The 25,548-nt window shown below is 72.4% G+C and carries 23 protein-coding genes; 14 read left to right on the top strand and 9 right to left on the bottom strand.

What is annotated here, in order from left to right:
• Positions 1–24: 24 nt before the first annotated feature.
• The 6 genes from DMB42_RS14970 to DMB42_RS14945 all read right to left on the bottom strand — a co-directional run bounded on the left by DMB42_RS14970 (position 25) and on the right by DMB42_RS14945 (position 6,188).
• Positions 25–501: a (2Fe-2S)-binding protein gene (locus tag DMB42_RS14970; protein WP_125634921.1), complete on the bottom strand. Its 477-nt coding sequence runs from the start codon at positions 499–501 to the stop codon at positions 25–27.
• A complete protein-coding gene (locus tag DMB42_RS14965) occupies positions 491–1,366 on the bottom strand; it encodes a xanthine dehydrogenase family protein subunit M (RefSeq protein ID WP_125634919.1) in 876 nt (291 codons plus the stop codon). The genes DMB42_RS14970 and DMB42_RS14965 overlap by 11 nt, the downstream gene beginning before the upstream one ends.
• The gene (locus DMB42_RS14960; RefSeq protein ID WP_125634917.1) at positions 1,363–2,775 is read right to left on the bottom strand and encodes a uracil-xanthine permease family protein; all 1,413 of its coding nucleotides are present in this window, start codon (positions 2,773–2,775) and stop codon (positions 1,363–1,365) included. The genes DMB42_RS14965 and DMB42_RS14960 overlap by 4 nt, the downstream gene beginning before the upstream one ends.
• A 150-nt stretch (positions 2,776–2,925) precedes the next feature.
• Positions 2,926–4,254 carry a uracil-xanthine permease family protein gene (locus DMB42_RS14955; RefSeq protein WP_125634915.1) on the bottom strand — a complete coding sequence of 443 codons (1,329 nt, stop codon included), beginning with the start codon at positions 4,252–4,254 and terminating at the stop codon, positions 2,926–2,928.
• A 102-nt stretch (positions 4,255–4,356) separates the two neighbouring features.
• Positions 4,357–4,566 (bottom strand): RNA-binding S4 domain-containing protein, encoded by a 210-nt coding sequence (locus tag DMB42_RS14950; RefSeq protein ID WP_125634913.1) that lies wholly within the window; start codon positions 4,564–4,566, stop codon positions 4,357–4,359.
• A gap of 11 nt (positions 4,567–4,577) precedes the next feature.
• A complete protein-coding gene (locus tag DMB42_RS14945) occupies positions 4,578–6,188 on the bottom strand; it encodes a PucR family transcriptional regulator (RefSeq protein WP_125634911.1) in 1,611 nt (536 codons plus the stop codon).
• 130 nt (positions 6,189–6,318) lie between these two features.
• Here DMB42_RS14945 and DMB42_RS14940 point away from each other — a divergent pair, with 130 nt between their 5' ends.
• From DMB42_RS14940 to DMB42_RS14905, 9 genes are all read left to right on the top strand, one after another.
• Positions 6,319–7,167 (top strand): DUF2877 domain-containing protein, encoded by an 849-nt coding sequence (locus DMB42_RS14940; RefSeq protein WP_260477697.1) that lies wholly within the window; start codon positions 6,319–6,321, stop codon positions 7,165–7,167.
• A complete protein-coding gene (locus DMB42_RS14935) occupies positions 7,164–8,498 on the top strand; it encodes an FdrA family protein (RefSeq protein ID WP_125634907.1) in 1,335 nt (444 codons plus the stop codon). Before DMB42_RS14940 ends, DMB42_RS14935 begins: the two co-directional genes overlap by 4 nt.
• Positions 8,499–8,580: 82 nt before the next feature.
• On the top strand, positions 8,581–9,951 hold the full coding sequence (locus DMB42_RS14930) for a DUF1116 domain-containing protein (protein WP_125634905.1): 1,371 nt from the start codon (positions 8,581–8,583) through the stop codon (positions 9,949–9,951).
• A gap of 179 nt (positions 9,952–10,130) precedes the next feature.
• Entirely contained in the window at positions 10,131–12,230 is a 2,100-nt protein-coding gene (locus DMB42_RS14925; protein WP_185844665.1) for a serine/threonine-protein kinase, read from the top strand.
• Between the two features lie 47 nt (positions 12,231–12,277).
• Positions 12,278–12,850 carry a TetR/AcrR family transcriptional regulator gene (locus tag DMB42_RS14920; protein ID WP_125634901.1) on the top strand — a complete coding sequence of 191 codons (573 nt, stop codon included), beginning with the start codon at positions 12,278–12,280 and terminating at the stop codon, positions 12,848–12,850.
• A 199-nt stretch (positions 12,851–13,049) separates the two neighbouring features.
• Positions 13,050–14,036 carry a Cmx/CmrA family chloramphenicol efflux MFS transporter gene (locus DMB42_RS14915; protein WP_221762160.1) on the top strand — a complete coding sequence of 329 codons (987 nt, stop codon included), beginning with the start codon at positions 13,050–13,052 and terminating at the stop codon, positions 14,034–14,036.
• Positions 14,021–14,239 (top strand): hypothetical protein, encoded by a 219-nt coding sequence (locus tag DMB42_RS54205; RefSeq protein ID WP_221762159.1) that lies wholly within the window; start codon positions 14,021–14,023, stop codon positions 14,237–14,239. Before DMB42_RS14915 ends, DMB42_RS54205 begins: the two co-directional genes overlap by 16 nt.
• A gap of 15 nt (positions 14,240–14,254) precedes the next feature.
• The gene (locus tag DMB42_RS14910) at positions 14,255–15,070 is read left to right on the top strand and encodes an MOSC domain-containing protein (RefSeq protein ID WP_125634899.1); all 816 of its coding nucleotides are present in this window, start codon (positions 14,255–14,257) and stop codon (positions 15,068–15,070) included.
• A gap of 76 nt (positions 15,071–15,146) precedes the next feature.
• Positions 15,147–16,412, top strand: a complete 1,266-nt coding sequence (locus DMB42_RS14905; protein WP_260477696.1) for an MFS transporter — start codon at positions 15,147–15,149, stop codon at positions 16,410–16,412.
• A 51-nt stretch (positions 16,413–16,463) separates the two neighbouring features.
• Here DMB42_RS14905 and DMB42_RS14900 read toward each other — a convergent pair whose 3' ends face one another.
• On the bottom strand, positions 16,464–18,038 hold the full coding sequence (locus tag DMB42_RS14900; protein ID WP_125634897.1) for a bifunctional 3'-5' exonuclease/DNA polymerase: 1,575 nt from the start codon (positions 18,036–18,038) through the stop codon (positions 16,464–16,466).
• Positions 18,039–18,053: 15 nt separating this feature from the next.
• Positions 18,054–19,340 (bottom strand): metallophosphoesterase family protein, encoded by a 1,287-nt coding sequence (locus DMB42_RS14895; RefSeq protein ID WP_396982570.1) that lies wholly within the window; start codon positions 19,338–19,340, stop codon positions 18,054–18,056.
• A 331-nt stretch (positions 19,341–19,671) separates the two neighbouring features.
• On the opposite strand from DMB42_RS14895, the gene DMB42_RS14890 reads away from it, so the two are divergent.
• Positions 19,672–20,082 (top strand): hypothetical protein, encoded by a 411-nt coding sequence (locus tag DMB42_RS14890; protein ID WP_125634893.1) that lies wholly within the window; start codon positions 19,672–19,674, stop codon positions 20,080–20,082.
• Here the strand turns inward: DMB42_RS14890 and DMB42_RS14885 are convergent.
• Positions 20,061–21,635, bottom strand: coding sequence for an FAD-binding oxidoreductase (locus DMB42_RS14885; protein WP_125635755.1), 1,575 nt, complete (start codon positions 21,633–21,635; stop codon positions 20,061–20,063). The genes DMB42_RS14890 and DMB42_RS14885 overlap by 22 nt on opposite strands.
• A 31-nt stretch (positions 21,636–21,666) precedes the next feature.
• Here DMB42_RS14885 and DMB42_RS14880 point away from each other — a divergent pair, with 31 nt between their 5' ends.
• The 4 genes from DMB42_RS14880 to DMB42_RS14865 all read left to right on the top strand — a co-directional run bounded on the left by DMB42_RS14880 (position 21,667) and on the right by DMB42_RS14865 (position 25,048).
• Positions 21,667–22,176, top strand: a complete 510-nt coding sequence (locus DMB42_RS14880; protein ID WP_125634891.1) for a TetR/AcrR family transcriptional regulator — start codon at positions 21,667–21,669, stop codon at positions 22,174–22,176.
• Entirely contained in the window at positions 22,169–23,656 is a 1,488-nt protein-coding gene (locus tag DMB42_RS14875) for a glycerol-3-phosphate dehydrogenase/oxidase (RefSeq protein ID WP_125634889.1), read from the top strand. Before DMB42_RS14880 ends, DMB42_RS14875 begins: the two co-directional genes overlap by 8 nt.
• Before the next feature lie 134 nt (positions 23,657–23,790).
• The gene (locus DMB42_RS14870; protein WP_260477694.1) at positions 23,791–24,636 is read left to right on the top strand and encodes a sucrase ferredoxin; all 846 of its coding nucleotides are present in this window, start codon (positions 23,791–23,793) and stop codon (positions 24,634–24,636) included.
• A gap of 100 nt (positions 24,637–24,736) precedes the next feature.
• A complete protein-coding gene (locus DMB42_RS14865) occupies positions 24,737–25,048 on the top strand; it encodes a WhiB family transcriptional regulator (protein WP_125634885.1) in 312 nt (103 codons plus the stop codon).
• Positions 25,049–25,548 lie beyond the last annotated feature (500 nt).

The following is a 25,548-nucleotide window of genomic DNA, read 5'->3' as shown; positions in this document are numbered from 1 at the left end:
GCGGGTCGCCGGGCGGCACCGGGCTCACGACTCCTCCGCCAGCAGCTCGGCGGCCCGGTGGACGGCCTTGACGATGTTCTGGTAGCCGGTGCACCGGCACAGGTTGCCGGAGACGCCCTCCAGCACCTCCTCGTGGGTGGGCGCCGGGTTGTCGGCCAGCAGGGCGGTCACCGTGCACAGGAAGCCCGGGGTGCAGAAGCCGCACTGCAGGCCGTGGCACTCGGCGAAGGCCCGCTGCACGGGTGAGAGCCCGTCGGGTCCGGCCAGGCCCTCCACGGTGGTGATCTCGCGCCCGTCCACGGTGACCGCGAACGTCAGGCACGACCGCACCGGCTCGCCGTCGAGCAGCACCGTGCAGCAGCCGCAGACGCCGTGCTCGCAGCCGACGTGCGTGCCGGTCAGGCCGAGGTCGTGGCGCAGGCAGTCGGACAGCAGGCGGCGTCCGGGGACGCTGACCCGCCGGGTGGTGCCGTTCACGGTCAGCGTGATCTCATGTTCCACCGCTCGCCGTCCCCTCCCGTGCCGCGTTCCGCAGTGCCCGTTCGGCCAGCACGCCCACCAGGTGCCGCCGGTAGGCGGCGGTGGCGTGGATGTCCCCGTCGGGGTCGGTCGCCTCCCGTACGGTTTGCGCGGCGGCGGCCCAGTCGGCGCTCGCGGCGGGCCGGTGGCCGCACTCGCGGGTCACGTCCAGCAGGACGGGGACCGGGCCCACGCCGACGCAGGCGACCCTGGCCGCGGCGATCCGCAGGTCGTCGTCCAGCGTGACCACGGCGCAGACGCCGGCCAGGGCGTAGTCGCCGTGCCGCCTGGACACCTCCTCGAACGCCGTACCGGCCCGCCCGCCGAGCGCCGGGAAGTACGCCGAGACGGCCAGCTCGTCCGGCCGGACGGCGGACTCCATGGGGCCGACGAAGAACTCCCTGGCCGGGACGTCCCGCGTGGCGATCCCGCCGCCGGGCGCGCGGCCGGCCAGGCGTACCGAGCCGCCGAGGACCGCGAGCACCGCGGGCAGCTCGGCGGCCGGGTCGGCGTGGACCAGGCTGCCGACGACCGTGCCGCGGTTGCGGATCACCGGGTGGGCGACCAGCCGCAGCGCCTTCGTCAGCAGCGGGTGCGCGCCGGAGCGCGCGACCCGCGAGTGCCGGGCCAGCGCGCCCACCCGCACCCCGTCGCCGCCGGCCTCCACCGTGTCCAGGGTGGTCACGCGGTTGATGTCGACGACGTGCTCGGGGGTGGCCAGCCGCATGTTGAGCAGGGGGATCAGGCTCTGGCCGCCGGCCAGCACCTTGCCGGGCACCTCCGCGAGCGTGCTCAGAGCCTCGCCGAGGTCGCGCGGCGCGTGGTAGGTGAACGGCGGCGGCTTCACCCGGCCTCGCCAGGGACCGGCCGCGGCGAACGTCCGGCGATGGCGCGGAGCAGGTGGTATCCGCCCACCACCACGACGGTGCCGAGCGCGATGCCCTCAAGGGAGAAGTCTCCGCCGATCATGTGAGTCACCGGTCCGATCGCCAGGATGATGCCCGCGCCGATCGGGACCATGTTGACCGGGTCGGCGAAATCCACCCGGTTCTCGATCCAGATCTTGGCGCCGAGTAGTCCGATCATGCCGTACAGGATGACGGTGACACCGCCGAGCACGCCGCCCGGCGTGGCGGCGACCAGCGCGCCGAACTTCGGGCACAGGCCGAACAGGATCGCGATCAGACCGGCGATGTAGTACGCGGCCGTGGAGTAGACCTTGGTGGCGGCCATGACGCCGATGTTCTCGGCGTAGGTGGTGGTGGGCGAGCCGCCGACGGCGCTGGTGACGACGGTGGCGGCGCCGTCGGCGATGATCGCCCGGCCGATGTACGGGTCGACGTCGGTGCCCGTCATCTCGCCCACGGCCTTGACGTGGCCGACGTTCTCGGCGATGAGCGCGATCACCGCGGGCAGCACGAGCAGCACGGCGGAGAACTTGAAGTCGGGCGCGTGGAAGTCCGGCAGCCCGAACCAGTCGGCCTTGGCCACGGCGTCGAAGCTGACCCGGTCGTGCGGGAAGGCGGTGGCCACGCAGTACGGGCCCTCGGCCGGGCAGGCCGCGCCGGCCGCGTCGCGCAGGTTCCGGCCGGGCAGGACGGAGGTGACCTGGCCGACCGTCCGGTCCAGCACCCAGGACAGGACGAACCCGGTGACCAGCCCGATCAGCACCCCGACGCGCCCGGCGAACCCCTTGAACGCCACGATCACCACGAACGTCACCAGCATCGTGACCAGCGCGACCCACTGGTCCTGCCCCCAGTAGACGTCGGCGACCACGTACGCCAGCCCGAACCCGATGAGCATCACCACCGCGCCGGTGACGACGGGCGGGAAGATCCGGTGGATGATCTGCACCCCGAGCACGTGCACGGCCACGCCCGCCAGCGCCAGGACGAGCCCGGCGACCAGGATCGAGCCGGTCACGAGGGCGTCGGCGATCGGCTGGTCGCTCCCGGCGGCGGCCCTGATGGCGAACACGCCGCCGACGAACGACGCGCTGGTGCCCAGGTAGCTGGGCACCTTGCCCTTGACGATCAGCAGGAACATGATCGTCGCGACGCCGGACATCATCACGGCGACGTTCGGGTCCAGCCCCATGACCAGCGGGAACACGAACGTCGCGCCGAACATCGCGATCACGTGCTGGGCGCCGAAGCCGACCATGCGCGGCCAGCTCAGCCGCTCGTCGGGCTTGACCACCTCGCCGGGCGCCAGATGCCTTCCGTCTCCGTGTCTGGTCCATCCGAAAACCATCTGCGCCCTCTCTTCCGGGCCGGCGGCACGTGCCTTTGCGGGCACATTAGGACCGCTGGAACGCGGCTACACGGGCATGATCTGCCAAATCTCCCGTGGCCACCAGAGCGAACCTCTCGTACGGGAGGGCCGCCGGCCTTTCGAGGGGGGTTATCGGCCGGTTTCGGGCACCGGTTCGCGGCGGGTGGCGCGCAGGAGGTGGTAGCCGAGGAGCAACACGATCGTGCCGAGCGCGATGCCGCTCAGGGCGAAGGTGTCGGTGATCGGGAACACGACCGGCCCGATCGCGCAGATGATGCCCGCGCCCACCGGCACCAGGTTGACCGGGTCGGACAGGTTCACCTTGTTCTCGATCCAGATCTTGGCGCCGAGCAGGCCGATCATGCCGTACAGGATGGTCGTGACGCCGCCGAGCACGCCGTCGGGGGTCGCGGCGACGAGGGCGCCGAACTTGGGGCACAGGCCGAACAGGATCGCGATGACCGCCGCGACGTAGTAGGCGGCCGTGGAGTAGACGCGGGTGGCCGCCATGACGCCGATGTTCTCCGCGTACGTGGTGGTGGCCGGGCCGCCGACCGAGGTGGCTACCACGGTGCCGACGCCGTCGGCGATGATGGCGCGGCCCATGGAGCCGTCGACGTCCGCGCCGGTCATCTCGCCCACGGCCTTGACGTGGCCGACGTTCTCGGCGATGAGCGCGATCATGACGGGCAGCACCAGCACGATCGCCGACACCTCGAACACGGGCCCGTGCAGCGACGGCAGGCCGATCCAGTCGGCCTTGGCCACACCCTCGAGGTTGACGCGGAAGTGCTCGGTCACCTTGCCGGTGGCGTCGGGGGACAGGATCTGGCCGCCCACCCGGTCCCAGACCCACGACAACACGAACCCGAAGACCAGGCCGAGCAGCACGCCGATCCGGCCGAGGAATCCCTTGAAGACCCCGATGAACACGAACGTGGCCGCCATCGTCAGCAGCGCCACCCACGGGTCCTTGGGCCAGTAGACGTCGGCCGCCACGTACGCCATGCCGAACCCGATCAGCATCACCACGCCGCCGGTGACGATCGGCGGGAAGACGCGGTGGATGATCTGCACGCCCAGCAGGTGGATGGCCAGGCCGCACAGGCCCAGCACGACGCCGACGACGAGCAGCGCGCCGGTGACGGTCGCGTCGCCGCCCCCGGCCGCCCTGATCGCCACCACGGCGCCCACGAAGGACGCGCTGGACCCCACGTAGCTGGGGATCCGGCCCTTGACGATGAGCAGGAACAGGATCGTCGCGACGCCGGACATCATCACGGCCAGGTTGGCGTCGAGGCCCATGACCAGCGGGAACACGAACGTCGCGCCGAACATGGCGATCACGTGCTGCGCGCCGATGCCGATCGTCCTGGGCCAGGAGAGCCGCTCGTCAGGCTTGACGACCTCTCCCGGCGCCAGATGTTTCCCGTCGCCGTGCAGCTTCCACCCGAACACCGCGAACCCACCTCAATCTTCCGCCTGACCAGCGGCGACGTCTTCCGAATATGTCGGAGAGCACAATAAGGGGTGTCGCGGCCTTCCCGATACGGCGGCCCGTTATTCCACGTGGATCGTGAACCCGTCGCCGCTGACCACCTGGCCGGTGCGGATCTTCGCCGTCTTCCTCAGCTCGACCTCGCCGTCCACCTCGACCAGGCCCTCGGCGATGAGGTGTTTGGCCATGCCGCCGGTCTCCGTGACCCCGCAGTACTTCAGCAGGTCGCACAGCGGGATGTACTCGGAGCGCAGTTCGAAATCCAGATCCACGAGCCCCAAGCCTAGATGCCGCGCATACGCAGCACGTGCAGGGCCAGGGTCAGGTTGAGCCGCAGGTGGGGGTCGTCGGTGAAGTTGCCGAGCAGGCGTTCCAGCTTCCCGATCCGGTAGCGGAGGGTGTTGTAGTGGAAGTGCAGCCTGCGGGCGGTCTCGGCGACGTTGAGGTTGGTCTCCAGGAGCACTTGCAGGGTGCGCCGCAGGTCGGCGTTCTCGGCGTCCTCGTCCCAGGCCAGCGGGCCCAGCGTCTCGCGGACGAACGCGTGCAGCTCGCCGGTGTCGTTGACCAGCGACAGCAGCCGGTAGACGCCGATCTGGTCGAAGTGCGCGACCGCGCCGGGCCCGTGGAGCTGCCGGCCCACCCGGGCCGCCTTCATCGCCTGCGAGTACGCCTCGGGCAGCGTCCCGGCCCCCGGGCTCGGCCGCGAGGTCCCGGTCGAGAACGTCGCGGGCGGCACGTCGGCGAACGCCGAGGCCGCGTCCTTGGCCACCCTGGCGGCGTCGAGGGAGGCGTCCACCACGGCGACGACCTCGTGCGAGAACCCGGCCACCGCGCCGCGCGGGTCGTGCCGCCGGACGGCCGCCGTCCAGCAGGACACCAGCCGGTCCTGGGCACTGCGCTCGTCGCCGTCGGCGCCGAGGTCGGCGACCAGCACGGTCACCGGCCGCGCCAGGTCCCAGCCGAACGCCCTGGCCCTGGCGTCGACCCGCTCGGCCGTGCCGGCCCGGCCGGTGAGCACGTCGCGCAGGAAGTCGGCCCGGTACTTGCTCTCGACGGCGTTGACCGCCTCCTGCCGGGTCACGACCAGCGCGGCGACGGTGGCGGCGCGTTCGAGGATGCCGATGTCGCTGTCCCTGATCGCGCCGGCGGCGCTGTAGGCGACGATCCGGCCGTGGTGGTGCCCGCCGGCCAGCACGGGCGCCGAGGCGAACGACCTGCCGCGCCCCGGCGCGTCGGCGGCCCGCGCGGGCGCCGGGCCCTCGCGGGAGATCGACTCGCGCAGCACGGCGACGTGCTCGGCGGGCCCGGCGGTGGCCAGGACGCGGCCGGAGCCGTCCACGGCGGCCACGGCCACGTCGAGGAGCTGGGCCACCTCGGCGGCCACCTCGTTCAGGCCGGCGCCGGCCAGCACGACGTGCACCAGCGCCCGGTGCGCCTCCTCTGCGCGGGCGAGGACGGCGGCCTGGCGGTTGAGTATGTCGGTGAGGACCTGGTTGAGGATGTCGTCGAAGCCGACGTCGTTGGGCAGCAGGATGAGCGGGAAGCCGAGCCGGTCGGCCTGCTCGGTCATCTCGGCGGGCAGCTCGTCCACGTACCGGCCGAGTTTGATCGCCAGGGCGGCCAGGCCGCGCTCGTCGAGGTCGGCGACCAGGCGGCCGAGCGACTGCGGGGTGTTGCGCAGCGGGTAGCCGGTGGTCAGCAGCAGCTCATGCGGCTTGACCCAGGCCAGGATGTCGGGCACCTCCATGACGTTGAGCCGTTGCACGATGCGTCCGAGCCCGCTCTCCCCCGCGATCAGCCTGGCGTCGGCCAGCGTCGAGACGCCGAGCACCTCTCCGACGGATACGCCGTGGATGATCGTTCCGGTGCTGGCCAGACGAACGGGGGGCTCCATGTGGTGATTGTGACTCCACAGGTGGTCTGTCAGGAAGAGCCAACCTTCCCGCTGACTGTTGGCAAATTTCTCCGTACGGAGGGTTCTCCGGCCGTTCTACGGTCAGGACCAAGGTCCGATGGGAGGTTCGGTGACCGTCAGTACTCATGCGCGACGTGCCCGGGTCCGCGTGACGGGCGCGGCGAGCACCGCCGTGCGTCCCGTGCTGGAGGCCCCGCGCAGCCCGGCCCGGGTGCTCGCGGCGTTCTCCGCGGGGATATACCTGGAGGTCAGGACCGACTGCGAGCCTTCGGTGATCGCGCTCATCACCGGGGAGGCGGCCCGGCTGCCCAACTCGGTGCTGCTCGCCACGCCGCTGCCGCGGGTGACCGTCGGTGACGACGCCACCGTGGGCGACCGCGGGATCGAGCTGGGCTCGCTGAGCCTCGGCGTACGCCGCTGGTGGGACCCGTCCCCCGCGCTCGGCCCGGTCGATCCGCTGAGCCTGGCGGACGTCGTGCTCGACGGTCCAGGGCGTCCCGGGCTGGCCGGGAACGAGGCCGTCGAGCTGCTGGCGCGAAGCTGCACGGAGGGCCGGCTGCTGGGCGCGGTGACGGCGGCCGAACGGCTCGTCGGGCTCGGTCCCGGGCTCACGCCGAGCGGCGACGACGTGCTGGCCGGGCTGCTGGTGACGCTCAGGCACCTCGGTACGGCGACCGGCGTGGACCGGGCGGTCTGGCTGGCCGGCTGGCTGGGGGCCACGGTCACCTACGACGCGCGCACCCGTACGACGCCGATCTCGGCGACGTTGCTGCACTGCGCGGCGAGGGGCGAGTCCAGCCCGGAGGTGACCGGCGTACTGCGCGGCATCGCGGGGCGGCAGGCGCTCGAACCGGCGCTGCGGCGGCTGCACCGCCTCGGCCACACCTCGGGGGCCGACCTCGCCCAGGGCATCTCGATCGGGCTGGCCTCGGTCCGGGCGTTGGGCGGGCTCCGGTGAGCGACGACCTGATCCAGCTCCGAAAAGGGACGTACCACGACTCCGTCACGCTGATGCGGATAAGTCGGGCGCTGACCGAAATGCCGGGTGTGGAGGTGGCGATGGTGGCCATGGCCACCGAGCTCAACCTCGCCATCGTCCGCGACCTCGGGTTCACGCCGCCGCCCGCAGGGCCCGGCGACCTCCTCATCGCCCTCCGGGGCGCCGCCCCCCACCGGGCCGTCGAGGAACTGGACGCCCGCCTGACCGAGCTCGCCCCCACCGCCGCCACGGCCGCCGGGCAGCCACCGCTGACCACCTGGTCGGCCGCCAGGACGCCGGCCGACCTGGTCCTGGTGTCCGTGCCCGGCGAGCACGCCTTCTGCGAGGCGTACGACGCCGTCGAGGCCGGGCTGCCGGTGATGATCTTCAGTGACGGCGTGCCCCTGGCCCAGGAGCGGTGGCTCAAGGACCTGGCCGAGGAGCGCGGCGTCCTGGTCATGGGGCCCGACTGCGGGACGGCCTCGATCGCGGGCGCCGGGCTCGGCTTCGCCAACGTGCTGCGGCCCGGTCCCGTCGGCCTGGTCGCGGCCTCGGGCACCGGCGCGCAGCAGGTGTCCTGCCTGCTCGACTGGGCGGAGGCGGGCGTCAGCCACATCCTCGGCGTGGGCGGCAGGGACCTGTCGGCCGAGGTGGGCGGGCTGGCCACGATGCGCGCCCTGCGCATGCTCGACGACGATCCGGCCACCGAGCTCGTCGTGCTGATCTCCAAGCCGCCGGACCCGGAGGTGGCGCGGGCCGTACGGGAGGTCGCCGCGGGGCTGCGCACGCCGGTGGTGGAGGCGTTCCTGCCGGAGACCGACCTCACCGAGGCGGCCGGGCGGGCGCTGCGGGCGCTGGGCCGCGGCGTGCCGGAGTGGCCGTCGTGGCCGGGCGCGCGGCGCGGCACGCCGCGGGCCGTCAGGGGCCTGTACGCGGGCGGCACGCTCTGCGCCGAGGCCGCCGCCCTCGCCGGGCCCGGCGAGTTCACCGACTTCGGGGACGACGCCTACACACGGGGGCGGGCCCATCCGATGATCGACCCGACGTTGCGCCTGGAGGCGATGTCGCACGTCGGGCCGGACGAGGTGGTGCTCATGGACGTCGTCCTCGGCCATGCCGCCGACCCCGATCCCGCGGCCTGGCTGGCCCCGGCCGTGGCCCGTACGCCGGCCACCGTCGTGATCGCCCTGGTCGGCGCCGCCGGCGACCCCCAGGACCTGCACCGCCAGGCCGCCGCGCTGCGCGAGGCCGGAGCGGCGGTGCACGTCTCCAACGCCGAGGCCGCCCGCCACGCCAGGAGCCTGCTGTGACCCGGGCCACCGTCCGTGGGGCCGTTGTTCGTGGGCCCGTCGCCTTTCGGGTTGTTGTTCCTTGTTGTGCCGGGAGGGTGTCGTGAGCCTGTTGTCCGGGGTGCCGCGGGTGATCACCGTGGGCGCGGGGCTGCTCGACGAGGCGCTGGCGGCCCAGGCCGTGCCCACGACGCCGGTGGACTGGCGGCCGCCGCTGCCCGGCACCGCCGGCGCGCTGGCCGAGGTGTTGTCCGACCCGCGCAGGCCGGCCGCGAACGAGCTGGCCGTGCGCAGGCTCACCGGCGCGCGGCCGTACCTGGTGGGCCTGCGGCGGGCCGCGGAGGTGCTGCCCGCGAACACGTTCCTGCACGCCGGGCCGCCGATCGAGTGGGAGCGGGCCTCGGGCCCGATGCGCGGCGCGCTGATCGGCGCGATGTTGCTGGAGGGCCGGGCGGGTGACGAGGAGGAGGCCGCGGCCGCGCTGGCGGCGGGCGCGGTCGCCCTGCGGCCCTGCCACGAGCACGGCGCGGTGGGGCCGATGGCGGGCGTGGTGAGCCCGTCCATGTGGTTGCTGGAGGTACGCGACGAGGAGCACGGCGGCACCGCCTACTGCTCGCTCAACGAGGGCCTGGGCAAGGTGCTCAGGTACGGCGCGTACGGGCCCGAGGTGCTCGACCGGCTGCGCTGGATGGACGAGGTGCTCGGCCCGGTGCTCGCGGCGACGCTGGCCCGTACCGGACCGGTCGACCTGCGCTCGCTGATCGCGCAGGCCCTGCAGATGGGCGACGAGCTGCACAACCGCAACCGCGCGGCCACCTCGCTGCTGCTGCGCGAGCTGGCCCCGGCCGTGGTCGAGGCCGCGCCCGCCCAGGCGGCGCAGGTGTTGCGCTTCATCAACGGCAACGACCACTTCTTCCTCAACGCGGGCATGGCCGCGGGCAAGGTGAGCACGGACGCGGCCCGCGACATCCCAGGCTCGTCGCTGGTCGTGGCCATGGCCAGGAACGGCACCGACTTCGGCGTGCAGGTCTCCGGGCTCGGCGGACGCTGGTTCACCGGCCCGGCCGGGGTGCCGGACGGCCTCTACCTCGGCGCGTACGGCCCCCAGGACGCCAACCCCGACATCGGCGACTCCACGATCACCGAGACCTCGGGACTGGGCGGCTTCGCGATGTCCATCGCGCCCGCGATCGTGCGTTTCGTGGGCGGCGAGGTGGCCGACGCGGTACGGGCCACCCGGTCGATGTACGAGATCACGCTCGCCGAGCATCCCGCCTACCAGATTCCCGGGCTCGGATTCCGCGGCACGCCGGTCGGCATCGACGTGACGCTCGTCGCGAGGACCGGGATTCTGCCGGTCGTCAACACCGGAATCGCCGGGCGTGTGGCGGGCACGGGGCAGGTCGGCGCGGGCCTGGTGGAGCCGCCCGCGCAGGCGTTCACCAGCGCCTTGATCGCTCTCGCCGCCGAGTAAGTGATCCATTTGAAAAGCCGTGTTTCAGCACGTCAGCCTGCCCGTAAAGGATCATCTGCTTCCATTACCGATTAACCGCCGATATCGTGGCCAACCTCATAATCTGCAAGTAGCGCAAAGCGCACGGGGACGCCTAAGGCGCTCTAATGTGACAGATGAGGCTGAATGGGGGCGGGAAGATGGCAGCCGACCGCTTGCTCAGCGGGCCCGGCCCGGACAAGGGCGCATCGGGGGGTGCCCCGCTGAGCCAGGGACGTCTGATCGGCAGGCGTTACCGGTTGATGTCGCCGGTCGGCAGGGGCGGCATGGGCATGGTGTGGCACGCCCACGACGTGCTGCTCGACCGGGACGTGGCGGTCAAGGAGCTGATCCTGCCGTACGGGCTGGACCAGGCCGGCACGCAGATGGCGCATCGCCGCATGCTGCGCGAGGCCAGGTCGGCCGCGCGGCTGACGCATCCGGGCATCGTGACCGTCCACGACGTGGTCGAGGAGGACGGCCGCCCGTGGATCGTGATGGAGCTGGTCCGCGCCTGGCCGCTGGAGCAGGCCGTACGGCAGAGCGGCCCGCTGCCGGTGATCCAGGCCGCCGAGATCGGCATCCGCGTGCTCGACGCGCTGCGGCACGCCCACGCGGCCGGGATCCTGCACCGCGACATCAAGCCGGGCAACGTGCTGCTGACCTCGGACCGGGTGGTGCTGACCGACTTCGGCATCGCCGCCATCGAGGGCGACGTGACGATCACGCAGACCGGGCTGCTCATGGGCTCCCCCGCGTACGTGCCGCCGGAGCGGCTGTCCGGGCAGCCGATCGGGCAGGCGGCCGATCTGTGGTCGTTCGGCGCGACGCTGTACGCGGCCGTGGAGGGGCGGCCGCCGTACGAGGGGCCGGACGCCATCGCGGTGCTGGGCGCGGTCCTCACCCAGGAGCCGATCAAGCCGCAGCGGGCCGGGGCACTGCTGCCGGTGATCGAGGGCCTGCTGCGCAAGAACCCGGCCGAACGGCTCACCTCCGAACAGGTCGCCGAGATGCTGGAAGCGGTGCTGCGCGCCCACGGCTCGACCCGGCCGCGCCCGCCCGAGACGTTGCCGGCCCAGACGGACCCGACGCCGGCCGGTCTGCTGCCGCCGCTCGAATCCCCGTCCGGGCCGATGCCCTCGCGCATCGTGGAGACCCCTTCGGGGCCGGTGCGCGTGCCGTACGACCCGCTGGCCGGCCCGTCGGGCGGGTACGCGATGCCGCCGTACGACGGCCTGTCGAGCCCGTCCGGCAGCCACCGCACCGACCAGCTCCCGTCCCCGGCCGGCGGCTTCGACGCGTTCGGCGGGCCCTCCGGCCCCCACCGCATGGAGCGGCCCGCCGAGGACCTCGACGACCTCGACACGCCCTCCCCGCCCGCGCCGCAGCCGATCCTGCCGCTGACCAGCGACAGCAGGGCGGCGACCGGCTCGACTCCCTGGCCGCTGGCCTCGGCCGACGACCTGCGCGAGCAGTCGCGCGACCTGTCGGACGACTTCAGCCACAGCCGCCTGGCCTCCCTGCCCGGCTCCGCGCCGCGCGCGGGCTCGCGTACCGGCTCCACGCGCACGGGCTCCGCACGTACGGGACCCGCGCGTACGGGACCCGCGCGGACCGGCACGAGCCGCCGCAGGGCCGAGCCGGGCGGCGGCCCGTGGACGCGCAACGGCAGGCCCACGCCGTTGCTGCTGGCCGGCTCGGTCGCGGGCGTGGCCCTGGTGATCGGCGCGATCGTGGTCGTCCTGTCCGGCGGCTCGCCCCAGGCCGGCCCCGGTACGACGCCGACCGCCGCCACGAGCGCCGAGGCGAAGAAGGCCGGGCCGTCGCCCGTGCCCGAGGGTTACAAGGAGCACACCCCGCCCGGTTTCGCCGCCGCGGTGCCGGACGGCTGGAAGCTGGCGACCTCGGGGGACGCGGCCACGTTCACCGGCCCCAAGGACTCCGGCACGCGCATCACGGTCGAGCAGGCCGGTCCGCAGGCCGACGGGCTCGCCGAGCTGAGCAGGCGCGAGGCCGACGGCGGTGTGGAGGGCTACATCCAGGTGCAGCTCCAGGCCACGGACTACCGCGGCTGGAAGGCGGCCGACTGGGAGTACACCTACACCACCGCGAACGGCGTCCCGATGCACGCCCTGACCAGGTACGTCACGATCGACGACAGGACCGCCTTCACGATCTCGTTCGACATGCCCGAGCTGAAGTGGGACGACCAGGCCGGGACCCGTAAGACGTTCCTGGACACGTTCCGCCAGACCACCTGAACCGGCTTACTGTAACAATCAGTCCAAAACGTGCTAGCGTGCTCGCCATGGCACGACCACGGACGTTCGAGGAGGATCGCGCCGTCGAGGCCGCGATGCGGGCGTTCTGGGACGCCGGCTACGAGGGCACCTCGACGCAGGACCTGTGCGCGGCCACCGGGCTCGGGCGCAGCAGCATCTACAACACCTTCGACAGCAAGCGCGACCTCTACGAGCGGGCCCTGCGCCGCTACCACGAGGAGCGCACGTCCGCGCTGATCGAGCTCATGGACTCCGACCTGCCGGCGCCGGAGAAGATCCGGACCGTGTTGTGGCAGGCGGTCGATCCGGCGGCCGGCTCCCCGGCCGGATGCCTGGTGGTCAACTCCCTGGTCGAGCTGGCTCCGCACGACGCGGGGATCGCCACCCTGCTGCGCCGCGACGGCGACCGGCGGGTGGCGGCGCTGCGGGGCGCGATCGAGCGCGGGCAGGCCCGCGGCGAGATCGGCGCGGACAAGGACGCGCAGGCGCTCGCGCACTTCGTGGTGGCCACGGTCAGCGGCATATCCGTCGCGGCCAGAGGCGGGACCGGCCGGGCGATCCTGGAGTCCATCGCAAAAACGGCGATGACCGCCTTCTGACCCCGCCCCCAACGCCCGATCCCCCCTCCCCTCTCGCCCTGCTGACCTCCCGCCCTCCCGACCCCCGAGGTCCGACCTCCCGCCCGGCTGCCCTCCCGCCCCCCGACTCTTGACCTCTCGACCCCCGACCTCACCCTCGTTCCGTCCGTTTTTGTGCCGTAATTCTGTACTGAGCGTTCCAAAATTAAAGGAGCTCCTCATGCCATTGGCGGTTTTCATCCTGGGGTTGGCGATCTTCGCCCAGGGCACCTCGGAGTTGATGCTGGCCGGACTGCTGCCGGAGATGGCCGCCGACCTCGGCGTGTCGGTCCCCGACGCGGGGCTGCTGATCTCGGCGTTCGCCATCGGGATGCTGGTGGGGGCGCCGGTGCTGGCCGTGGTCACGTTGCGATGGCCGCGCCGTACGGCGTTGCTGACGTTCATGCTGGTCTTCACGCTGACGCACGTGGCAGGGGCCCTGACGTCGAGCTACGGCCTGCTGTTCGCCACCCGCGTGGCGGGCGCGGTCGTCTACGCCGGGTTCTGGGCGGTCGCGGCCTCCACAGCGATCGGCCTGGTGCCGCCGAACGCCAGGGGCAGGGCCATGAGCATCCTGGTGGGCGGGCTGACCGTGGCCACCCTCCTCGGCTTGTCCCTGGGCACGGTCATCGGCCAGCACCTCGGCTGGCGCGCCGCGTTCTGGGCCGTGGCCGCGCTGTCGGCGCTGGCGGCCGTGGGCGTGCTGGCCACGATCCCCGGCGGCCGGCCGGAGCGGGAGAACGCGCCGCGCATCACCGACGAGCTGCGCTCGCTGCTGAACCCGCGCCTGTGGCTCGCCCTCGCCACCACCTCGCTGGCGACCGGCGCGCTGCTGGTCTCCTTCAGCTATCTGAGCGCGATGCTGGTGGAGACCACCGGCATGGAGGCGGCCTGGGTGCCCGCGATCCTGGCCCTGTACGGCGTCGGCGCGACGATCGGCATCACCATCGGCGGCCGCACCGCCGACACCCGCCCGTTCCCGACCCTGTACGCGGGGATCGCCGGCCTGGTCGTGACCTCGGCGCTGCTGGCCCTGGCCGCACCGGTCGCGCTGCTGGCCGTCCCGCTGATCGTGCTGCTCGGGGCGTTCGGCTTCTTCACCAACCCGACGCTGAACACCCGCGCGTTCGCCCTGGCCAAGGACGCCCCACGATGGCCGCCGCGATGAGCGTCTCCGCCTTCAACGTCGGCATCACCGTCGGTCCGTGGCTCGGCGGGCTGGCCATCGCGGCGGGCGCCGGTTACCCGTCCGTCGGCTGGATCGGGGCCGTGCTCGGCGTCGCGGCCCTGGGGACGGTGGCCCTGTCCGCCCGTACGCGCCGGGAGCCGGTCGCCGCGGCCCACCGGGCCGAGGCCGTCCCGAGGGCGTGAGATACGGTCCTGGCCATGGAACTGGCGAGCATCCACTTCTATCCCGTCAAGTCCACCGCCGGGCACGACGTCCACGAGGCCGAGGTGCAGCCCTGGGGGCTGGCCGGTGACCGGCGCTACCTGGTGACCGACGGCGAGGGCGGCCTGCTGACCGCCCGAGAGCACCCCATGCTGCTGGCCTGCGTGGCGGTGCTCGACGGCGACACCCTCACCCTGACCGGCCCGCACGCGCCGCCGCTGCGGGTCACCCCCACCGCCACCATGAGCACCGTCGCCGTCTGGCGTACGCCGGTCGAGCTCACCGACTGCGGCGACGACGCGGCGCGCTGGTTGTCGGCGCTGATCGGCCGCCCGGCCAGGCTGGCCTGGCTCGACGACCCGACCCGCCGTCCGGTCAACCCCGAGTACGCCCTTCCCGGCGACCGCGTGAGCCTGGCCGACGGCTATCCCCTGCTGCTGACCACGACCGCGTCCCTGTCCCGGCTCGACGAGTGGATCGCCGAGACAGCGGCCGAGCGCGGCGAGGAGGCGCCCGCGCCCCTGCCCATGCACCGTTTCCGGCCGAGTGTGGTGATCGGGGGCGTGGAACGTCCCTTCGCCGAGGACGAGTGGAAGCGGCTGCGCATCGGCGAGGTCGCCTTCCGGGTGACCAAGGGCTGCGACCGCTGCGTGCTGACCACGATCGACACCGCGACGTACACCAAGGGCAAGGAGCCCATCAGGACGCTGTCCCGGCACCGCAAGCGCGATGGCAAGGTCTGGTTCGGCATCAACCTGATCCCGGACGGCACCGGCACGATCACCGTGGGGGATTCCGTCACCATCCTCTGAAAAACGCACCTTTCCTAATAGAAATGGATGCCTGTCCTCTTTGGGGGGATGTCGGGGGCTATGCGAGACTTCACAGGTGACCAGCACCCCCACGAAACCCCCCATCTCCCTGCCTGATCGCGCCAGCGTTCAACGCCGGACCCTGGCCGTCCTGTCCGCCGCGCAGATCGTGGGCGGCGTGGGAGTGGCCGTCGGGCTGGCACTCAGCTCGGTGGTCGTCGATGAGTTGTCCGGTTCGACGGTGATCAGCGGCTTCGCCGGGACCGCCACCGTGCTCGGTGCGGCGCTGCTGGCGCTGCCGACGGCGCGGCTGTCCAGCCTCGGGGGCCGCCGGGCGGGCCTGTCGCTGGCGTACGTGGCGGCGCTGGCGGGCTGCGCGATCTCGGTCGCCGCGATCAGCCTGGGGAACTGGCCGCTGCTGCTGGCCGGTCTCGTACTGGTCGGCGGCGGCAGCGCGGGCAGCCTGGCCGCCCGGTACTCCGCGACCGACCTGTCCCCGCAGGGTCACTCGGCCCGGCACCTGTCGCTGGTCGTGTGGGCCTCGACCGTCGGCTCGGTCGCCGGGCCGAACCTGGCCGAGCCCGCCGACCGGATGGGCATCCAGGCGGGGCTGGCGGCCAAGGCCGGGCCGTTCGCGTTCGCGGCGCTGGCCTTCGCCGTGGCGCTGGCCGTGATCATCGGCGGCCTGCGTCCCGACCCGCTCAAGCTGGCCCGCGAGCTGGACGGCTCCCCGGAGCCCGGCCCGGGCCGCCACCGTACGATCAGGACGGGCCTGCGCACGCTGCGCGAGACCCCCATGGCCCGCCGCGCGCTGGTCATGATCGCGGTCGCCCACACCGCGATGGTCTCGATCATGTCGATGACCCCCGTGAAGCTCCACCACGACGGCTCGAACCTGAACGTCATCGGCCTGGTGATCAGCCTGCACATCGCCGGGATGTACATGTTCTCGCCGGTCGTGGGCTGGCTGGCCGACCGGGTGGGCGAGGTGCCGGTCCTGCTGCTCGGCTCGGGGCTGCTGCTCGCCGCGGCCGTCCTGGCGGCCACGGCGGGGCACCGGGTCTGGCAGGTGACGGCGGCCCTGACCGTGCTCGGCCTCGGCTGGTCTTGCGGGCTGGTGGCCGGGTCGGCGCTCGTCACCGAGTCGGTGCCGATCGACCGCCGTCCCGCCGTACAGGGGCTGTCCGACCTGCTCATGAACGTCTGCGGCGCCACCGGGACGATCATCGCGGGCGCCATCGTGGGCATGGTGTCCTACGGCGCGCTCGGCCTGGTCGTCGGTGTCATGGTCACCGCCACCGGCCTCTGGCTGGCCTCGGCCTGGTACCGCGACCGCCCCTGACCCGGCCGGTCGGCCGCTTCGCGTCGGCGTGCCGGCTGACCCGGGCGTCGATCACTTCGCGTCGGCGTAGCAGCCGACCGCGACGGCCTCCATCGGGAAGCGCACCGGGGTCGAGCCGAACAGCAGCCTGCTCGCCTCGGCCGCCGCCGTCGTCACCGCCCCGATGACCTGCTCCGCCTGGTCCAGCGGGCAGTGCACCATGACCTCGTCGTGCTGGAAGAACACCAGCCGGGCGGGCTCGGGCAACATCCCGCGCAGCACCGCCAGCAGCGCCAGCGCCCATTCGGCCGCCGTGCCCTGCACCACGAAGTTCCTGGTGAAGCGGCCCCGGTCGCGGGCCGCGCGCCCGCCCTCGGGCCCGGACACGAGCTCCTTCCACCGCCCGGACGGCGGCGGGCTGGTACGCCCGAGCCAGGACCGCACCAGCCGCCCCTCCTCCCCCGCCTTGGCCGCGTCCTCCACGAACTGGTACGCCTGGGGGAAGCGCTGCCGCATCACGGCCAGCAGCTTGGAGGCGTCGCCGCTGGTGCCGCCGTACATGGCGGACAGCATCGCGATCTTGGCGTTCTCGCGCTCGCCCCCGAACGACTGGGCCAGCGCCGAGTAGAGGTCGATCTCCCCCGCGGCCCTGGCCAGCCCCCGGTCACCGGCCATCGCGGCCAGCACCCTCGGCTCCAGCTGGGCGGCGTCGGCGACCACCAGCGTCCATCCCTCGTCGGCCACCACGACCCGGCGCATCACCTTGGGGATCTGCAGCGCCCCGCCGCCGCTGGTCGCCCACCGCCCGGACACCACGCCGCCGACCACGTACTCGGGGCGGAAGCGCCCGCCGCGCACCCACTGGTCGGCCCACACCCACCCGTGGAAGGAGTACAGCCGGGCCAGCTCCTTGTAGGCCAGCAGCGGCGCGACGGCAGGATGGTCGATCTTCTTCAGCTCCCACGAGCGGGTCGACTTCAGCGCCACCCCCGCCCCCTTGAACGCCTTGACGAGCTGCTGCACCGAGTCGGGATTGACCTGGTGGCCGAACGCCGCCGTCACCTCGTCGGCCAGCGCCTGCAGCTTGGCCGGGCGCATGCCGTGCACGGGCCTTGGGCCGAGCAGGTCGGTCAGCAGCGCGTCGTGCACGTCCCGGCTCCAGGGCATGCCGTCGTACGACATCTCGGCCGCGACCAGCGCGCCCGCGGACTCGGCGGCGACCAGCAGCCGGAAGCGACCGGGCTCGGGCAGCGCCTCGATCCGGCGGAGCTGGTCGGCCAGCACCTCGGCCACCGCCTCCGCCCCCAGCGGCTCGGGCGCGAACAGCGTGCCGGTCACGTTCGGCTGGTCGTCGGGCACGGGCAGCCCGTGCAGCCGGGCGTGCGCGGCCCGCGCCGAGCGCGGCTCGCCGTAACCGCCCTCGTGGGCGAGCAGCAACCCCTCGGTGAGCGCGAGGTCGTGACAGCGCGCGACCCGTACGCCCTGCTCCAGCAGCGGCGGGTACGTCTCGCGCGTGTCGGCCCAGACCCACCGCGGCCCGCCACCGGCCTCCAGCTCCCGCACCGCGGACGCCGGATCGGCCGCGTGCCGGGCCGATCCTCCGATGGGGAGCACCGTCTCCCCTGCTACCACGACATACACGTACATAAGGGTGCCAAATACCTACGACAAATCGATGTGCACCTCGTCCTCCAGCGGCGGCCTGAGCTCCTGCTCCAGGCATCCGGTGGCGGCGAAACAGCGCAGGGTCAGCCGGTCGGGCGTGACCGACACGTGCAGGAACTGCTTGAAGAACGGCGGGAAGTCCCAGTCCGACAACTCCGACAGAAAGCGGTGGAACACCTTGTCCACCGGCAACCTGAACGGCCACGGCCAGGCCCCGAGCAGCCGCGCGGCCCACCGCATCCGCCGGGTCATCGTGACCGCCCCCTCGATCGGCCGGACGGGCCGGTTGCCGATGTGGTGGGACATGACGCACAACGCCTCGTCGGGGGTGAGCCGGAGCCACTTCATCCGCAGCCGCCGGGCGTAGAGCTGGCTGTAGAAGGACAACGAGTCGCCGCGCAGCGGGTAGCACCTGAAGTCGTCCTCGGCGACGCCTGCGACGTCCACCCGGTCGATGATGTGGGTGGCGTGCATGAACGCGCCGCCGCCGCCCGTCACGATGTACTGGATCACCCGGTCGCCCACCTTGACCGGATATCGCTGGTAGTTGTGCACGTCTCCGCCGATGGCCGCGACGTACCGGTGGGCCGGGTCGCGCACGATGTCATCGATCGTGCCGCCTTCCTCCAGCAGTGACGGCTTGTGGACGTTGCCGGTGTAGATGGGCTTCCCGGTCACCAGGATCTTCGGCCGCGGGTCGAGCGAGACGCGCCGCAGCCACGCCGTCTGCCTCTTGTCGAGCACGTTCTTGATGCCGGTGTCCACGCCCACGATCAGCAGGCTGTCGCTCTCGATCGCCCAGTACGACGCCGGCTGCGCGGCCCGCTGGGCCGGCCGCCCCCGCAGCTCGCGCGCCTCGGCCAGCCGGGCCTCGTCGATCGTCTCCGGCTTGCGCCACAGCAGGCCGCGCAGCCCGCGGTCCGGCTTCGGCTTGAGCGGCGGGGCGTCGCAGAACACCCGCATGAACCCGCCGAGCCCGTCGTACCAATCGTGGTTGCCGGGGATCGCGTAGATCGGCGCCTCGTAGTCCTTGTACGGCCGGAAGAACTTGTCCCCGTACTCGTTGCCCGATCCCGTCGGGTAGATCACGTCGCTGGCGATGACGGCGAACGACGTGTCCTGTCCCGTTTTCAGCATTCCGGGGACGACGGCGTATTGGGAGGCGTCGCCCTCGCCGGTGTCGCCGAGAATCAGGAAATTGAAATTTCCCCCGACGCCGGGCTTGATGCGAAATTCCGGATCTATCCCGCGGGCTTCCTGAGCCGCGATCCACCGTTCCCGCACCTCCCCGGAAGGGTCACCGAACAGGCCGGCGAGGATCTCGTTCCGCGACAACCAAAGGGTGCGTAAATTTAGCCAGGTAAATCCGCCTTTGTCCGGCCTGAGCTGGGCAAACGCCCCCGGTTGCGCACAGGACCACCCGGCCCCCGCCTCCGACACCCGTGACGAATGCTGCTTCCCGCGCTCGGCCGCGACTTCCACCATGAACACATCTTTACCGGCATCCCTCATTCGCGCATACTGAACGCTCCGTACTGCGGGGGACACAGATGGTGCGGCATGGTGTAACCTCACGTCCCCAAGCAAGCCCTTGGGATCGCGGAGGTGGGCTCCTTTGAACCGGAACGGCCCGGACGACGCGACCCAGAAGGGCAGCGTCGACGCGGCGGCCGTGCAGGCCATGCTGGCCTACGCGCTGCGCCGTCCCCGGTGGGGCGGCCGCGGCGTCGAACGGGCCCGCGAGGCCATCGCCCAGAGCCGGGCGCTGGCCGCCCGCGACCCGGAGGAGTACACCGGCCTGCTGGCCCACTCCCTGCGCACCACGGCCGGGATGCTGCTCGACCGCTCACGCGCGACCGAGGCGCTGCCCATGGCCCAGGAGGCCGTGGCGCTCAGCCGCGGGCTCGGCGGCGGCCACCTGGCGGTCTCCCTGTACCGCCTGGCCGAGGCGTACGAGGCGCTCCACCACTACAGCGACGCCGCCGAGGCGCTGGCCGAGGCCGATCAGATCCCGCCCGGCGACTGAGGGACGAGCACCCCCGGGTTGAGGATCCCGGCCGGGTCGAGCCGGTCCTTGACCGCCACGAGCACGCCCACGCCCAGCGGGCCCAGCTCGGCGGCGTAGGCGTCCCGGTGGTCACGGCCCACGCCGTGGTGGTGCGAGATCGTGCCGCCGGCCTCGACGATGGCCGCGTTCACCGCCTCCTTGGCCCGCTCCCACTGCTGGACGGGGTCGCCCTTCTGCGGGGTCACGACGGTGAAGTACAGCGAGGCGCCGGTCTCGTACACGTGGGAGACGTGGCACATGACCAGCGGGGAGCCGAGCGCGCCGAGCAGGGCCAGCCGGACCGCGTCGTACAGGCGCGGCAGGTTGGACCAGAAACCGGCGGTCTCCAGCGTCTCCACGGTGGCCCCCGCGCCCAGCAGCGAGTCACGCAGGTACGGCGCCGAGAAGCGGCCGTGCTCCCACGCCTGGCCGGGCTCGGGCCCCAGCGGCTCGCCGCCGTGCCGGGACAGGACCGTGGCGGCCGCGGCGTGGCGGTGGCCGATCCAGTCGCCCTCGACGCCGAGGATCACCAGGCAGCCGGAGTCGCCGCCGCCGATCGCGTCCGGCCGGGCCAGGCCGATCATGGTCTCGGTCTCGTCGGAGAGCCGCAGCACGGTGGGAGGCGGACCTTCCTGGGCGAGCGCCCGCACGGCGGCCGTCCCCGCTCGGAACGACTCGAACCGCCAGCCCTCGTAGCGGCGTTCGGCCGGCTGCCTGCGCACCCGCAGCCGCAGCGAGGTGATCACGCCGAACGCGCCCTCCGAGCCGAGGACGAGCTGGCGCAGATCGGGCCCGGCCGCGGACTTGGGCGCGCGGCCCAGTTCCAGCGTGCCGGAGGGGGTGGCGAGGGTGAGGCCGACGACCATGTCGTCGAAGCGGCCGTACCCGGCCGAGGCCTGGCCGCTGGAGCGGGCCGCGGCGAAGCCGCCGAGCGTGGCGTACTCGAAGGACTGGGGGAAGTGGCCGAGGGTGGGGCCGTGCGCGGCGAGCAGCCGCTCGGCCTCAGGGGCGCGCACGCCCGGCTCGAAGTCGGCCACCATCGACTCGGCGTCGACCGAGCGCAGCCGGTCGAGCCTGCCCAGGTCGAGCGCGATCACGCCGGTGAAGCCAGCCCGCGCGGCCACGAGCCCGCCGACGACGGAGGTGCCGCCGCCGAACGGCACGACCGCGACCCGCTCGGCAGCGCACACCCGCAGCAGCTCGGCGACCTCGTCGTGGGAGCCGGGCAGCACGACCGCGTCGGGGGCGTCGGAGCCGTCCCCGGCGCGCATCCGCAGCAGGTCGGGCGTGGACTTGCCGCGCGTGTGCCGCAGCCTGGCCTCGCGCGAGGTCAGGACGTGCTCGGGGCCGGTGGCGGCCACGAGGGCGGCGAGCACCCGCTCGGGCAGCGCGACCGGCGGCAGCCGCACCTCGTCCATGGTGGCGGCCGGGGTGTCGGGCGCGCGCACGCCGAGGAGGTCGTGCAGCAGCGTACGGATCTGTTCGGGCAGCTCGCGGGCCTTGGCGGGGTCGCCCCAGCCACACCACAGCATGGGTTCACCGGTCACCCATACACTGTGACACATGACGTCGAATCGTCACAATGAGGGTGTACTGGACGCCGCACGCGCCTGCGTGCTGGCCTACGGCGTGCGCAGGACGACGCTCACGGACGTCGCCCGGCGGGCCGGCGTGTCACGGATGACGATCTACCGCCGCTGGCCGGACGTGCGCTCGCTGGTCGCCGACCTGATGACGCGGGAGTGGGTCGAGGTCGTGTCGGGACTCGACCTGTCCGACCCGGTACGCGCGATCGTGGCCGGGGTGCGCGGACTGCGGGCGCATCCGCTGTGGCGGAAGATCGTGGAGGCGGATCCGGAGTTGCTGCTGCCGTATCTGCTGGACCGGCGGGGCGCGAGCCACGAGGCGGTGCTCGCCCTGCTGGAGCCGGCCGTCGGCGGGCCCGCCAGGGCGCGGGCCGTGTTGCTGGTCGCCCAGTCGTTCCTGCTGTCGGCCCCCACGATGCTCGACCCCGTGACGCTCGACGACCTGGACGCCGAACTCGCCGCGCTGCTGGAGGCCTACCTTGGATAGCTCGCTGAACGCCCGCAGAAGGTCGTACGAACTCGGGGTGGTGGCCGCGGAGCGGCTGGACGTGCTGGTGGTGGGGCTCGGGGCGACGGGAGCCGGCGCGGCCCTGGACGCCGCCTCCCGGGGGCTGAGCGTAGCGGCGATCGACGCGCACGACCTGGCTTTCGGCACGTCGAGGTGGAGCTCCAAGATGGTTCACGGCGGGCTGCGCTACCTGGCCAAGGGCCAGGTCGACGTGGCCTACGAGAGCGCGGTCGAGCGCGGCATCCTGCTGCGGAAGACGGCTCCGCACCTGGTCAAGGCCCATCCGTACCTGCTGCCGCTGACGCCCGCCGTCTCCCGGCGGCAGGCCGCGCTGGTGATGTCCGGCTACCGGCTCGGCGACGGGCTGCGGACCGCCGCGCGCACCCCGCGCCGCCTGCTGCCCGGCCCCACGCGGCTCGGCGCGGCGCGCGCCCACACGCTCGCGCCGGTGCTGGAGCGGGAGGGCCTGCGCGGCGGGCTGCTGTCGTGGGACGGCCGGCTGCTCGACGACGCCCGCCTGGTCGTGGCCCTGGCCAGGACCGCCGCCGGGCACGGCGCCCGCGTCCTGACCCGCTGCCGGGCCCTGCGGCTCAGCGGCGAGGGCGCCGAGGTGCGCGACGAGCTGACCGGCGAGGAGTTCACGATCCGCGCGCGGGTGGTGATCAACGCGACGGGGGTGTGGGCCGGAGGGCTCGACCCGGCGGTACGGCTGCGCCCGTCCCGGGGCAGCCACCTCGTGCTCGCCGCCGGGACGCTGCCGGGGCTGATCGCCGGCATGCACGTGCCCATTCCCGGAGAGACCAACCGGTTCGCGCTCGTACTCCCCCAGCAGGACGGCCGCGTCTACGTCGGGCTGACCGACGAACCGGTGGACGGGCCGGTGCCCGACGTTCCCGAGGTCCCCGCGGAGGACGTCAGAACGCTCCTGGAGGTGCTGAACGGCATTCTGGAGACTCAGGTGACCCCTGAGGCGGTTGCGGGCGCGTACGCGGGCCTGAGGCCGCTTCTGGCCGCCGACGGCCGTACGGCGGACCTCTCGCGCCGGCACGCGGTCGTTTCGGACGGCGACGCGGTCACGGTCGTCGGGGGCAAGCTGACGACGTACCGGCGGATGGCCGAGGACGCCGTGGACCGGGCGATCACGGTCGGAGGGCTCGACACGGGATCGAGCCGGACGAACAGGATCCCGCTCGTGGGGGCCGGTCCGCAGCCGGGCGGGCTGCCCGCGCGCGTGGCCGAGCGGTACGGCAGCGAGGCGGCGGAGGCGTACGAGCTGGTCAAGGCGCATCCGGAGGAGGTCGGGCTGGGCCTGACCAAGGGCGACCTGCTCTGGTCGGTCCGGCACGAGGGCGCGCTCGACGAGGCCGACCTGCTGGACCGCCGGACCAGGATCGGCCTGGTCGCCGCCGACCGCGACCGCGGCCTGCCGGCGACACGCGACGTGCTGGCCGAGGGGTGACCCCGGGCCCAAACCCACCGATACGTTAGGTTAGTCTTACCTAATTCGTTGGAGAGGGGGAGGCGTTGGCGAGGGGTTGCGAACATCCGGCGGGCTGCCACACCGGCCGGCTGCCGACCCTGGCCAGCGCCACCGTGGGAGCCCGCCTCTGGCTGCTCATCGAGTACGCCGGCCCCTGGCCCTCCCACCTGGAAAGCTTTCAACTTCCTGAAGAAATCTCCGAACTCGTGCGCAGGGCGCTCGAACGCGGTATCAGACCCCAGCTCATCAGGCGGCCGGGCAAGCGGACCCGCCCGCAGGAGCAGGGCATCCCTGTGCTACTGGCCTACGCCGCGGGCGACCGCCCCTGGCTGGCCAGGGGTGTCGTCGCAGGTCCGGACGATCTTGACCTGGACGCGTTCGTGGCCGGAGCGCTCCCGGAGTCCTGCATACTTGATGACGAGCCGGTATTTCTGGTCTGCACGCACGCCAAGCGCAATGCGTGTTGCGCCCGCATTGGACTACCCCTCGCTCGTTCGCTGGCGGAATCTTTGCCGGGCAGAGTATGGGAAACGTCACACGTAGGCGGCGATCGCTACGCCGCCAACCTCGTGTGCTTGCCACACGGAATTTTCTACGGCAGCATGTCTCAGGCTGCTGCACTGGCAGCGGCTAACGCGTACCGGTCGGGCGAGGTCATCCTCGACCGTCTCCGGGGGCGCGCAGGCATCCCTGAGCCATTGCAAGCCGTCGAGCATTTTGCCCGAGCCCATACGGGAGAGTGCTCCGTCGGCGCAGTGGCCGTGGAATCCTCCAGGTCGGACGGCGACGTCACCGAAGCAGTCGTGCGCTGCGGAGACGTCCGGTTCCAGGTTGTGGTTGAGCCATCGGCGTTCACAGCGCCGTGTGGTACGGCTTGCGCCGAGACGATCACCACCTACCGGCTGGTTTCGCTGGACAGGCTCACGCCTGTGCGGTACGCCACGCCTGCCCTCGCCTGAACAGGGAACATCACGGCCCGTCCTTGCGTTGGAACAGTGACGCCAAAAGCGTCCAATGCGGCTCAATTACCGAAATACCTCTCACGAAGGTGGTTTTCTCATGTCTCAGGTACGTCGGCAGCTCGCCCGCCCGCGCCCCAGCTGGGGTTGGCAGGATGATGCCGCGTGCCGGGGTGAGGATCTCGTGCTCTTCTTCGGCCCCGACGGAGAGCGGCAGCCCGAGCGTGACGTACGTGAGCGGAAGGCCAAGGCGATCTGCGCCGGGTGCCCTGTCCGCAACGAGTGCCTAGACTACGCGCTGTCCCGGCCGGAGAAGTACGGCACGTGGGGCGGTCTCAACGAGGACGAGCGCGCCAGCGAGCGTCGCCGTCGCATGCGCCGCGCCGCCAGCGCCGGCATCTCCGCCGCCTGAAACACCTCGGCAGCATCAACGATCATCGCGTGATCACTCAGTTGTCCCGATGAACCGGAGCCTGGCCTTCCATGCCCAGGCTCTGGCGAACCCGGTCGGGGCAACTGCCTGATCAGGCCCGAGATCGTCATCCCGGACAAAAGCATCGCGCCGGCCACCCCCGCCCACTCCGGGCAGGGGTGGCCGCCGCGTTTCCCGGCCGTACTCCATGCAAGGGTGGGCGCCGCGTTTCCCGGCCGCACTCCATGCAGGGGTTGTCGCCGGGTTTCTCAGCCGTACTCCGTTTCTCCGGGTGTGCGGGGAATCGTCCGTGAATGGTGGGGTCCGTCCTGAAAGGTCGCCCGCTGTTCGGAATGCCGTCATGTGGCCCCTCTAGGAGCTGTTTCTTAGATCTGCTGACTGATCGTGTCTAGGCCGTCACGATGGGCCTATGGGTCGAGGTGACTTAACCAACGCGGAGTGGGAGCGGCTCAAGCCGCTGCTGCCCGAAGGTGGCCGGC

It is taken from the genome of Nonomuraea sp. WAC 01424, from assembly GCF_003947315.1.
Classification (GTDB): domain Bacteria; phylum Actinomycetota; class Actinomycetes; order Streptosporangiales; family Streptosporangiaceae; genus Nonomuraea; species Nonomuraea spiralis.
This window is presented reverse-complemented; position numbering and strand designations above follow the sequence as displayed.